Genomic DNA, 12,417 nt, shown 5'->3' on the forward strand with positions numbered 1-12,417 from the left:
ATGGTACCTGAACGGCACGCTGGACTTTAAGGATAATAAGATCTCTGTGAACCGCATGTGGATCAACCAGTTTGGCATCTGGATGCAGGGTTTGTATGAAGATGATGAAATATGGGTGCACACCAAAGTGATGCTGCGCGATTTCCTGTACCGGGATTCCATCACCCTGAAAAAAGTAAATAACAAACCCCTGGCCGATTCCAGTGTACGGCGCATCCTGCACAGCGATCTTTATTTTGGCAAGTATGACCAGATCGTTGCGAATGACAGCGCAGTGCTGATACAGGTGGAAGACCAGGAGCAATATGATAAGGATACCGTTACACTGGTGCAAAATACCCGGTCCATTTTCAGCAAAGAGCAGATCAATGATAAGAACCGGCGGCAAACCATAGCCCTGGATACCGGCCGTAACCTGTTTGCCTTTTTTGCAGATAATTACGGCGGGCTGCCCCCCAATACCGGTAACCTCTATATGAAAATTGACGGTAAGGAATATAGCTTTGATTTCCGCGACCGGCCCAATGCCTATGCCACTTTTGTGGTAGCAGACCTGTACCACCCGGTGCAACCGGTTAAAAGCCGCCTGACCACCATTGCAGAGCAAAGAACCACCACACCGGTAGCTACTATTAAGGTGGATACCGCCAATATTGTGCTGGAGCTGTGGGATGAGAGAGTGGAGGACGGCGACAGCATTTCCCTGAGCCTAAACGGAAAATGGATCGCAACCGGTTTCCCGGTAAGGAATAACATACAAAAGATCCCTATAAAACTGCAAAAGGGTGAGAATGTGCTGTTATTTATGGCCGATAACCTGGGCCGGATACCCCCTAACACCTCGGTGCTGCGCATCCGTTTTGGCCGCAACAGTAAAAGGCTGGGTATAAATACCGATATGCACAAGAACAGCGAGATCCGTATCATGGTCGAATGATGCCCCGGATGTAATAAAGGCCACCCTGAAAACGTTTAATCATTCCAGGTTAAATTTTACGCAGAAGAAGGGCTAGTATTTTGATATTCAAGCCAGGTACCGTATTTTTAGCTACCGATCCGCCCGATGTGAAATTTTTCCGATAGATGAATTTTAGCTTATGAATCGATTTTTCCTGTTGGCGCCTGTTGCAATGGTCGTTTTTTTTGCACTGGGCGCTGTATCTTATGACTATCCTACTGTAAAAGCAAAGCCCTGCCAGTGTGATACCTTGCAAACAAAAGCCATTATCAGCAACCCGCAGTACGACTATTTGCCTCAGTACGATGCGGATAATTTTACGGAATGGGATTTTTATAAACTGGATTCCGCTACCAACCGTATGTTGTGGTACCGGGATGTAGAGAGCATTGACACTACCAAGTTCACACAGCTCTGGAACGATTATTACAAGAACAACTACCACGCTTCCCAGCTGGATTTTGTTAAATATTATACCGGTAAGCAGAATATTGAAATGGCCTTTCAGCTGGGTCCTAACTTAATGGACCTGTGGGCCTACCATGTATTTGTAGTAAAAAAAGTAGGCTGCTGTTATGTGCTTACCAGGAGCTATTACCGGCATGCCCGGTTCACCTATAAAGCCTATGCCATCCTGGACCAGGCCAAAATGGATTCCCTGCACATCCTGGTGGATAAAGTAGTTAAATCACCTATTGGCGATACCGATAATAAAGGATACTCCGGTTACTTTGTAGATAACTGCAACCAGCAGCAATTTGTTATTGACCTGCAACGTAAAGAAACCAAAGACACCACTGCCAGCGCCGCACAGAACGAGGTGCGGGGATTGCTGAAGTTTGTTGATAAGGGTGTTCGCTGGAATAAAACCTATAACTAACGCTATACTGCCTGGTTGCTTCTTCTTTCACCTACCTGCTGCCGCCACATGGCGTAATACAATCCTTTCTTTTCCAGCAACGCTGCATGGGAGCCGGTTTCAGAGATCTTTCCTTTTTCCAGCACATAAATGGTATCTGCATGCATAATAGTAGAAAGGCGGTGCGCAATGAGAATGGTGATCTGCTCCCGGCTTAAGGATACATCGCGGATAGTATTGGTAATATCTTCTTCTGTTAATGAATCAAGGGCCGAGGTGGCCTCGTCAAAAATAAGCAGGCGTGGTTTTCTCAGCAGCGCCCGGGCAATGGAAATGCGCTGTTTTTCGCCGCCGGAAAGTTTCATGCCGCCTTCGCCCAGCACCGTATCAATACCTTTCTCAGAGCGGGAAAGCAGGGGTGCGCAGGCTGCTTTATGCAGGGCGTCCAGTATTTCCGCATCCGTAGCATCGGCCTTTACAAACAGCAGGTTTTCTTTAATGGTGCCTGCAAACAGCTGGGTATCCTGCGTTACAAAGCCTATTTGCCGGCGCAGCTCATTATAGCGGATATCTCCCGAAGGGATCTCATTAAACAAAATAGCGCCGGACACCGGTTGATACAAACCCACCAATAGCTTTACCAGCGTAGACTTTCCTGAGCCGGAGGGGCCTACGAATGCAATGGTTTCGCCCAGGTTCACCCTGAAGGATACATTGTCTATTGCATTAAAACCGGCGGTCTTATGCCGGAATGTTACCTGGTCAAAACGGATGTGCATTAAAGGGCCGGTGGCTACAGGCGTTTCCGGCCTGCGCTCTATGGGCTTGTGCATCAGCTGGTCAAAGCTGTGAATAGATGCCTCTACCTCCCGGTAATTGAGGATAATGTTGCCAATATCCTGCAGGGGCCCAAAAATAGAGGTAGAAATAAACTGCATGGCAATGAGCTCACCGGTACTTAATACCTGGCGGAAAATGAGCCAAAGCAGTATAAATAAAATGGATTGCTTTAACAGGTTCAGCGTGGTGCCCTGCAAAAAGGAGAGCGTGCGTACCCGGGTTGTTTTCAGCATTTCCAGGTCGTAGATCTTTTGCGTCTGGATCCTTAAGCGGCGTATTTCCGGGAAGGTAAGTCCCAGGCTTTTTACCAGCTCTATATTCCGCAGGGATTCCGTAATTACGCCCGACATTTTGTTGGTTTCCTTATTGATGGAGCGCTGTACCGTCTTGATCTTTTTACTTACCAAACCGGTGAGCGATCCCAATACTAAAATGCCGATCACGAAAATGGGTACCAGCATCCAGTTGCGGGTAATGGAGTACCAGATCAGGAAACCCATGCCTACCACAGACGAGAACAGGATATTGATGAACGAGTTAATGAAACGTTCTGTATCTGTTTTTACTTTCTGCAATATGGAGAGGGTTTCGCCGCTGCGTTGTTCTTCAAATTCCTGGAAAGAGAGGCGGAGGGTTTGTTTTAACCCATCGTTAAAGATCTGCATCCCGAACAGCTGCACTGCCTTGCGGGTAAAATATTCCTGGAAGGCCCTGGCTATCCTGGATACTACGGCAATGGCTATAGCAATACTTAACCAGTACAGTACGCCCTGCACCCGTTGCTGCTCATTAAGCCCTTTATTATTGGTGGCGTAATTATCAATGATCTTTCCAAAGATAATAGGGTCTGTAAGACTTAGCAGCTGTGCAATACCCGCCAGCGCCAGGGCCAGTATCACCCACCACTTTTGTTCCTGCAGGTAGTTCCATAAGATTCGCATGCTTAATAATAAGCAAAAAACGGCAGTTAAGGAACAGACGCGCCGGCTGTCAGGTTTGCAGGTAGGTATTGCATTCTATTTTACGGATGCTGCCATCAGCTTCCTGCATCACCAGTAAATAAGGCCGTATGCCGTTGCTGCGCAGCTGTTTACGCCCGTCTTCATCTGTGATGATCACCGCGCCTGATACATCTACTCCTTTTAGTGCGGCAGCCAGGTCGGTGCTGCCCCGCAGGGGAAGGGCCAGCAGCTCTTTTAGCGAAGCGTCCCCTGCATGGTCCCAGCTGCGGTAAATAGTATTATCTACTGCCAGCAGCTTAGCGGCAGGCGTCTGCGCCGTAAGGGCGGTTATTTCCTTTATAAAAGCATGGTTTTGTAAATGTGCCTGCATGGAGCCGGAAATATCTACAATAAAATGTGTAATGGCAGGCGTGCCGGCTTGCGTGTAATGCAGCGCCATCAGCACTTCCTGTAAGCTGGCGGTAAAGGCCGCCGTTTGGTTGGCTGATTGGTGGGGGGAAGGTACATCCGGCTTTACATTGCCAAAAATAAAAGAGCGGTCAGGGTAGTCCAGCGTCCAGTTGCTTGTAATATGCACCGGGCCATAATTTACCAGGAAAATGGCGGCATCTGTTCTGCCTTTGCCATAATCATTAACGGCATTTACAAAATTAGAGCGGGATGCTTTTTGATATTGTTTGCATTCTATTACCGCCACACAGGTTTCATGAGCAGTGCCCTGGTTAATGCAAAAGCTGTAATCCGGCTGCATGCTGTTTTCCCGGCTTTTGCCGGCAGGGTTTTTAAGCGGGCTTCTTAGCTCTGACCATAGCGATAGCGGGCCGTCTGCTGTTTCAAGCGTAGTAATGTGTGTGCCGGAAAATTTCAGCAGCAGCCGCCCGTCTGTATGATGCATGCCAGGCTGTAAAGGGGCCATGGCCTTGTATAATAAGGTAAGCACCCACACGCTGTACAGGTCATAGCGTTTTTTCCATTCCGGCAGGTTCAGGATGTCTATCAGCTCTTCTGCCAGCACATCTGCTTCTTTTTCCGTAACAGGCAGGGTATTAAAATAAGCGCTTAGCTGCTGGCTTAATTTTTCAACGGCGTCATGTCTTGCTGAAAAAGGCATTACATCCAGCGATTCAATGAAAGCAGCTACGGACTGCAGCATAAACGCCGGCCATGCATCGCTGGCAATAAAGTAAACATCTTTCAGGTCGCGGTGTTCCGGCTGCTCCCGGAAAGTATTGTCCAACCAGTAACTGGTTTTTTCTTTTATGGTATCCCGTTTGTTTGAATAGCTTAGCAGTTCCGCTACCACGGCTTTCCATAGCCGCATTACCTGCGCCAGGTTACGGTCAAGGGCTTCATCATCTGTAGTAGGCAATACAATGTCAGGCGTAAGAATATCCCCTTTTTCTACGTAGGCGTCTACCCATTTTTTTATGCCTGCATCTTTTACCCGGTAGGTCCAGTTATGCGGGAACAGGTTTAGCAGCTCCCTTAGCCTGGGTTCTTTCCACTCATAAAAAGTAAGCAGCTGTTTTAAGCGCCGGTAGCGGCTAAGCACTTCTTTAAAATGCTCCACATCAAACTCCAGGTTCAGCCCATGCCCTTCAAAATCAAAAACGATCTTTACGGCGTTGCTGGTACTGGTAACGCCCTGTTGTTCAAAGAGCTTGTAAATGTCCGCCAGCATTTTGGTAAAAGGCTCCATGGTGCTGAACAATGCGCCCGTAAAGGCTTCTATTGAGATGTTATGCGTGCGCAGCACCTCTGTTAAGTGAATGGCCGGCGTTTCAGGCAGATCATTTTCAGCGGGCGTATGATCTACCAGCAGCGCTTCCATCAGATTGCCGGTAATACCGGGGAGGGGCAGGTGTTGTATAATTTCGTATTCCAGCGCTCTGTCGTAAGTATTACTTTCTACGGCAGTATGTTGTTGAATGTGCTCCCATAATTCCCAGGAGGTAGTGAACAATACGGGTACGGTATCGGGCGTGTGCATGGGGGTAATTGTTTTGTAAATTGTTGGCAGAATGAATTGTATTATGTCCCGGCTGTCTGTCTTTGGGGTAAAGCGTTTATTAAGGTAAGATATTTTACCGGATTTCCATCTGCCCCTGCAAGTCAATTTTTTTTACTACCTTCTCTGCCGATTGCAGCCTTTGATCCAGTACTGTGCACTTTGAAAGACCTCCACGAACCATTTTGTATCCATATCTATAAAAAACATTAACCATGTCAACACTGCAAACCAATTCCGTAGTATTTATCACCGGCGCTTTTGTAACCCACCACTGCTGGGATGAGTGGCGCGCTTATTTTGAAGCCAAAGGCTTTGATACGGCAGCGCCGCCATGGCCTTTTAAGAATGGTACTGCACCGGAGCTAAGAAGCCGCCGCCCCGATGATACCGGCCTTGCTGCATTAACCTTAACCGCATTGATAGATTATTATGCAAAGATCGTGAATAACTACCCCGAAAAGCCCATCGTGATCGGCCATTCGCTGGGCGGGTTAATAACGCAGATCATTGTGAACCGCGGCCTGGCTGCTGCAGGCGTGGCCATACACTCCGTACCTACGCTGGGCGTGTTCCCGTACGAATTCAGCTTCCTGAAAGCAGGCTGGAAATCACTGGGCTTATTTACTTCGGTAAAAAAAACATACCTGATGTCTTTTGCCGACTGGCAGTACGCTTTTGTAAACGGTATGCCGCTGGAGGAACAGCAGGCCGCCTATGAACAGTTCACCGTGCCGGAATCCAAGGTGGTGGCAAGGGGCGGCTTAACCAGCGCTGCCAAAGTGGATTATGCAAAGGCCCATGTACCGCTGCTGCTTACAGCCGGCAACAAGGATAATATTATACCGGCACACCTGAACCTGCGCAATTTTAACCGGTACCACCAGAACGGATCGGTGCTGGACTATAAAGTATTTCCCGGGCGCAATCACTTTGTGCTGGGGCAGCCTACCTGGAAAGAGGATGCGGATTATATACTGGACTGGCTGGCTAATCAATAAAAATTAATTTTACCCCCGGGATTTATTATCTTTTACTTTCCAACGGTAATTACACGATAAGGCTTTACCCATGAACGAGCATTTGTTTCAAAAACTGGTTACGATAAGACGGCAGCTGCACCAACACCCGGAGCTGGGCTTTGAAGAGTTTAAAACTACGGCGCTGGTGCAGGATCACCTGCTGGCTTTGGATATTCCGTTTGAAACGGTAGCGGTTACCGGGGTTATTGCCACCCTGCAAAAGGGCGAGGGCCCGGTGGTGGTGCTGCGCGCGGATATGGATGCGCTGCCTATTGTGGAAGATACCGGCCTGCCCTTCAGCTCCGTGCATGAACGTGTAATGCACGCCTGCGGGCATGATATACATACCACCATGTTACTGGGCGCCGCCTACCTGCTGAAAGAGCAGGAATTTAACGGCACGGTAAAGCTGGTATTTCAGCCATCGGAAGAGGGCAATGCCCGCAGCCCGGAAAAAGGTAAGTCCGGCGGGCAAATGATCATAGAAAGCGGAAAGCTCAATGATGCCAAAGCAGCTCTGGGACTGCACGTACACCCCCTGCTGCCCCTGGGCACGCTGGGTTACAGGAACGGGGAAGCGCTGGCCAATGTGAGCAACTTTTTTATTCATGTAAATGGTAAAGGCGGGCATGCCGGCTCCCTGGAACATGTAACAGACCCGGTGCTGATCAGCAGCCAGCTGATCGTAGCCGCACAATCCATTATTTCCCATACCGCAACTATAGAACCTGCGGTGCTGGCATTCACCAACATTGCCATTAACGGGGAGCCCAGTCATAATGTAATACCTGAAGGCGTGCTGCTGCAGGGATCTTTAAGAGCATTGAATATTGATACCTATAACCGGATAGTGGAAAAGCTGCAGTCGCTGATCAAAGGAATGGAGATTTCCTATGGCTGCAGTATTGTGCTGGAATTTACGGCTTATTATCCCAGCCTGCTGAATGATGCGCAGGTGCATCAAATGCTGGCGCCTGCCCAGGAACAGGTGTTTGGCAAAAACAATGTAAAGGAAGGCACGGGCCAGCTGATTGCGGAAGATTTTTCTTTTTATTCAAGGCTGATGCCTTCGCAATTCTATTTCCTGGGTGCGCAACAGGAAGATAATACTTCCTTTTTCCTGCACCACCCCAAAGTAACCTTTCATGAAGATTGTATGAAGCTGGGCGCGCCTTTCTTAGCCAATGGCGCTTTGGACCTGATCAGGAGCTTTAGTTAAGGATAGAAAAAACATCAACCAAAAGGTATTTGTTCCGTAAAAGCGGAAGCGGGTGGCTTTGCCCGGATTTTAACTTAAGTGAAAATTATTCACCCTTATTCTGCTGACATTTGCTATCAATAATAATTGTTCACTACAAAACTATTAAACTATGCAGCATCCCTTATCGATACTGGGTATCATCCATACGGCTATTTCTATTGTAGCGCTTGTTTTTGCGGGTATTGCGCTGGTACGCAGCGGCAAAATTGAACCTTTTAGCGCTAATGGTAAATATTACAGCATTTTTACGGCCCTGGGCTGTATCACGGCATTCGGCCTTTCCAAGGCAGGTGGTTTTAATCCCGGCCATGCGCTGGCCATTCTGATCCTGGTGCTGCTGTTAGTGGCTTACTTTGTTGGCAGCCGGCCTGCTGCAGCGGGCTGGGGCGCCTACCTCATTGTGTTTTGCATGTACACTACCCTGCTGTTATCGCTGCTTCCTGCGGTGAATGAAACATTCACCCGGGTACCGCTTTCACATCCGTTGGCTACGGATATTAATTCGCCGGCTATTCAAAATACATTGAAAGGATTACTTTTGCTGTATGTAATAAGCCTGGTGCTGCAGTTCCGCCAGATCTGGAAAGGGCGGCAGGTAGCGGCAGGCAAATGATAAAATTTAATGCTGATGGCTTTGGAAAACCGACCGGAGATCTTATACAACATGCTCACCAGTTTTTCTACACTCTCTGAATCGCTGATCACAGAGAGTTTGCCATTCTGGTACACACGTAAAATAGGTAAGGGTGATTTTTTTAACATGCAGAACGTGGTTTGTAATGACCTGGGACTGGTGGTAAAAGGGATGTTCCGTATTTATTTTAATGATCCGCAAACGGATGAGGAAAAGAACATTTTCTTTTTTTCAGAGAACCAGTTCATTGTTTCTTTCCGGAGCTTTATTAACCGCTATCCCTGTGCTTATTATATACAGGCTATGGAAGATGCGGAAATAGTATCTATCTCTTACCAGCACCTGTACCAGCTGTATGAAAAGTTTCCGGAATGGGAGCGGTTCGGGCGGCTGCTGGCAGAGCTGTTCTTCAATTATTCTCAAAGCCGCACAGAGGAATTTTTATTCTATAGTCCGGAAGAGCGTTACCTGAAGCTGGTAGACGAGCATCCGAATATTGTCAGCCGCATACCGGCCTATCATATTTCTTCTTACCTGGGTATTACCAATCCGTCGCTGAGCAGGATCCGGAAACGGATTGCCGGCGCTAAGTAATAAAGAATGTAAAATCATAAATGTAAAATTTCAAACCGACGAAGGAGGTTCATAGAGACCATTGAAAAGACTTTATGAACGAGATAAATGTAAAAGGGGAGTGCAGCGATCTGTTGCATTCCCCTTTTACATTTGCGATTTAAAATTTTACATTTTACACTCTTTTTGGTCGTCCTGGTTGTTTAACATCTTACCAGGAGCCGCCGCTGCTGCCGTAACAAATATTGGTTTGCTGGCCATTGGCTACGCCGTTCACACTTACGATCGTTAAGGTGGCGCCTGCTGCAGAGCTGAAGGTGCTGTTATGAATAACACCGGTGGTGTTGATATAGGTAGTAGGCGCTGTAACCGTGAAAGTAATATCCGCAGAAATATTAAAGCTGCCCGAAGAGGTAATGTGCGGTGAGGAAGCGCCGTTGGATTGCCCGTTGGCAGAAAGAGAGATCTGCGCACCTGCTCCATTGGCCATATTATTCCAGGATACAGATCCGCTGAAGGTGGCTCTTGCCACTACTACATCACCCACATGCCCGTTCACCGCGCCGTAGCTGGCGGCTATACCGGTGCAGCTGTTGGTAAATAAAGTGTATGCTGCATAAGGTGTACCATACAGGTACTGCAGCGCCACCCTGTCATTGATGTTAAACTGCCGGCCATTTGTAATATTGGTGCCCATGCAGGCCAGCATCCAGCTGCCGGCATCTTCTGTTGATGGGGTGCCGGGAATTTGTACCGCGCCATAAATACTTTGGCCTTCACTGCCGCCAACAGAGCAGCTGTAGGCGCGGTTCATCCAGTCGGTATGGCGGAAACCAATGCAGTGCCCCATTTCATGTGCAATTACACTGGCTGCAAAATTCACATTAGGGGTAGCGCCTAAACCCCCGCTGGAGGTATTGATCGTTATGGTGCTAAACGGATTGCCATTGGCGTCCGGCGGGCCGCTTGCGCCCCATACACCCGCATCCAGGAAAGCGCCTGTAATGTTAATGTCGCCGGTAGTGGATACCCGCTGAAAGGTAAGCCGCAGGTTCAGCGCATTGTACTGGCTAATGGCAGCATCTACCGAAGCTATGTAGCTGGCCGGTAAGCCGGATGCATTTACCGTAAGCACCCGGGGCAGGCCGGTTACCAGGTTATTGGTGCGGTACTGTTCTGTACGGGCAATAACCAGGGTAGGGGAATTTACGGGTTGGTCCAGGCTTTTTTCAGACAGGAAAATGTCGGATTCCACCATGTAACCGCCTTCGGCTTTCTTGATGTTCACAGTGGAATACCCCAGGGCTTTTACCTTGGCTTTAATTTCTTCAGAAATTTCACTACGGGAACCGGGCTTTTGTTCTTTTCTGCAGGCTACAATAAAAATAACCGCGATCAGTAACGCGGTTACAATTTGAGGAATTGCTTTCATAGTTAATAAAAGGTTTTAATTGAGGGTTGATGGGTTACAGTAAAAAGAGTTCTCCTGAATATACACATAATTGTTATGATGCGGGAAAATAACTTCTTATACTTGTAGTATTGATCCACGTTATTCACTAAAAACAGAGCGTATGTCTGCTAATCCGATCTTCCAGGGACAGGTAGCTATTGTTACCGGCGCAGGGCAGGGTATAGGTTATGAGATCTGCCGGCAGCTGGTACAGCAAGGCGCACAGGTATTGTTAAATGATGTAGATGCAGCGCTGGCGCAACAGGCCGCCCATAATATTGACAGCACAGGAAGAGTTTGTATCGGTGTAGGCGGCAACGTTGCAGAGGTAACGTTCATTCAGCAGCTGGTGCAAACAGCCGTGGACCGTTTTGGCCGGCTGGACATCGCTATTGGCAACGCAGGCATTACTTTATTCGGCGATTTTTTTACTTATCCTGAAACTGACTTTTATAAAGTGCTGCAGGTGAACCTGGGTGGTAATTTCTTTTTAGCTCAGGCCGCTGCAAAACAAATGAAACAGCAGGGCGGGGGTGGCGCTATCCTGTTCACTTCCTCCGTTACCGGCCACCAGGCGCATAAACATTTAGCCGTTTACGGTATGACGAAAGCCGCATTGGAAATGCTGGCTAAAAGCCTGGTAGTAGAGCTTTCCGCCTTCGGTATTAATATAAATGCCATTGCACCCGGCGCCACGCTTACGGAAAGAACTACTTCCGAAGCAGACTATGAAAAGATCTGGTCGCGGTTAACACCTATGGGCCGCCCCGCTACCACGGCGGATATTGCGCATGCCGCATTATTCCTGGTATCGCCGCATGCCAAGCATATCACAGGCCAAAGCTTAGTTATAGACGGCGGCTGGACTTCTGTGAGCCCATCGCCTTACGATGAATAATACACAGCTCACAAAAAACTGCTGCCATTTATCCTCCATATTCGCCACTTCATCAATGAAAGGGTGCGTACGGCTTTTATTTGTATGAAGGCCGTATTAATTTACACGCTGTAACCATTGCCACGTATGGTTTTCAGCTGTTCTTTACCGTTTAAAATTAACGATTTCGTAATATGGATACACGCAGGGAATTCCTCAAAAAATCAGTATTGTTATCCGGCGCCGCAGGCTTGTCTGCTTTTATGCCGGCATCCATTCAACGCGCATTGGCTATAGACCCTACATTAGGCAGCACTTACCTGGATGCAGAACATGTAGTGATACTGATGCAGGAGAACCGTTCTTTTGACCATTGCTTTGGCACCTTGCAGGGTGTGCGCGGTTTTAATGACCCGCGTGCGCTGGCCCTACCTGATAAAAAACCGGTGTGGCTGCAAACCAATGAGCTGGGTGAAACCTATGCACCTTTCCGTTTGGATATTAAAGATACCAAGGTAACCTGGATGGGCTCTTTGCCGCACTCCCGCGCCAGCCAGGTAGATGCCAATAATAACGGGAAGTATGATCAGTGGCTGATAGCCAAAAGGTCCGGCAATAAACAGTATGCAGCCATGCCGCTGACTATGGGTTATTACAACCGGGAAGACCTGCCTTTTAACTATGCCATGGCAGATGCCTTTACCATTTGTGATCAGAACTTTTGTTCGGCTATGACCAGCACCACGCCTAACCGCTCTTTTTTCTGGACAGGTAAGATCACACATGAAACAGACGGTATTCCCAAAGCGCATATCCGTAATGATGATTACAGCTATGCCAAGCTGCCCTGGAACACATTTCCGGAGCTGCTGGAGCAAAATAATATACCCTGGAAATTTTACCAGAATGAAACCAGCTGTGGCGGCGGGTTTAAAGGGGAGGAACGCTCCTGGCTGTCGAACTTCGGCTG

Annotated in this window: 11 protein-coding genes; 8 read left to right on the forward strand and 3 right to left on the reverse strand. The window is 48.1% G+C overall.

Annotated features, from left to right (window positions below):
• Both VIM87_RS18635 and VIM87_RS18640 read left to right on the forward strand, forming a co-directional pair.
• On the forward strand, window positions 1–937 hold a 937-nt coding region (locus tag VIM87_RS18635; protein ID WP_331998452.1), incomplete at its 5' end, for a hypothetical protein.
• 160 nt (window positions 938–1,097) lie between these two features.
• On the forward strand, window positions 1,098–1,838 hold the full coding sequence (locus tag VIM87_RS18640; protein WP_331998453.1) for a hypothetical protein: 741 nt from the start codon (window positions 1,098–1,100) through the stop codon (window positions 1,836–1,838).
• A gap of 2 nt (window positions 1,839–1,840) precedes the next feature.
• On the opposite strand, the gene VIM87_RS18645 is transcribed toward VIM87_RS18640, so the two are convergent.
• Window positions 1,841–3,598: an ABC transporter ATP-binding protein gene (locus tag VIM87_RS18645; protein ID WP_331998454.1), complete on the reverse strand. Its 1,758-nt coding sequence runs from the start codon at window positions 3,596–3,598 to the stop codon at window positions 1,841–1,843.
• Between the two features lie 49 nt (window positions 3,599–3,647).
• Window positions 3,648–5,609: a hypothetical protein gene (locus tag VIM87_RS18650; protein WP_331998455.1), complete on the reverse strand. Its 1,962-nt coding sequence runs from the start codon at window positions 5,607–5,609 to the stop codon at window positions 3,648–3,650.
• Window positions 5,610–5,842: 233 nt separating this feature from the next.
• Here VIM87_RS18650 and VIM87_RS18655 point away from each other — a divergent pair, with 233 nt between their 5' ends.
• The 4 genes from VIM87_RS18655 (at window position 5,843) to VIM87_RS18670 (ending at window position 9,138) form a co-directional block, all read left to right on the forward strand.
• On the forward strand, window positions 5,843–6,628 hold the full coding sequence (locus VIM87_RS18655) for an alpha/beta hydrolase (protein WP_331998456.1): 786 nt from the start codon (window positions 5,843–5,845) through the stop codon (window positions 6,626–6,628).
• 70 nt (window positions 6,629–6,698) lie between these two features.
• Window positions 6,699–7,868: a M20 family metallopeptidase gene (locus VIM87_RS18660; protein ID WP_331998457.1), complete on the forward strand. Its 1,170-nt coding sequence runs from the start codon at window positions 6,699–6,701 to the stop codon at window positions 7,866–7,868.
• A 151-nt stretch (window positions 7,869–8,019) separates the two neighbouring features.
• Window positions 8,020–8,523 carry a hypothetical protein gene (locus tag VIM87_RS18665; RefSeq protein ID WP_331998458.1) on the forward strand — a complete coding sequence of 168 codons (504 nt, stop codon included), beginning with the start codon at window positions 8,020–8,022 and terminating at the stop codon, window positions 8,521–8,523.
• Window positions 8,524–8,544: 21 nt separating this feature from the next.
• On the forward strand, window positions 8,545–9,138 hold the full coding sequence (locus VIM87_RS18670; protein ID WP_331998459.1) for a Crp/Fnr family transcriptional regulator: 594 nt from the start codon (window positions 8,545–8,547) through the stop codon (window positions 9,136–9,138).
• A gap of 190 nt (window positions 9,139–9,328) precedes the next feature.
• Here VIM87_RS18670 and VIM87_RS18675 read toward each other — a convergent pair whose 3' ends face one another.
• On the reverse strand, window positions 9,329–10,549 hold the full coding sequence (locus tag VIM87_RS18675; protein WP_331998460.1) for a M57 family metalloprotease: 1,221 nt from the start codon (window positions 10,547–10,549) through the stop codon (window positions 9,329–9,331).
• Window positions 10,550–10,691: 142 nt separating this feature from the next.
• Here VIM87_RS18675 and VIM87_RS18680 point away from each other — a divergent pair, with 142 nt between their 5' ends.
• Together VIM87_RS18680 and VIM87_RS18685 are read left to right on the forward strand one after the other, a co-directional pair.
• On the forward strand, window positions 10,692–11,468 hold the full coding sequence (locus tag VIM87_RS18680; RefSeq protein ID WP_331998461.1) for an SDR family oxidoreductase: 777 nt from the start codon (window positions 10,692–10,694) through the stop codon (window positions 11,466–11,468).
• 173 nt (window positions 11,469–11,641) lie between these two features.
• Window positions 11,642–12,417, forward strand: a 776-nt coding sequence (locus VIM87_RS18685; protein ID WP_331998462.1) for an alkaline phosphatase family protein, incomplete at its 3' end; no start/stop codon positions are given.

It is taken from the genome of Chitinophaga sp. (assembly GCF_036569125.1).
Classification (GTDB): Bacteria; Bacteroidota; Bacteroidia; order Chitinophagales; family Chitinophagaceae; genus Chitinophaga.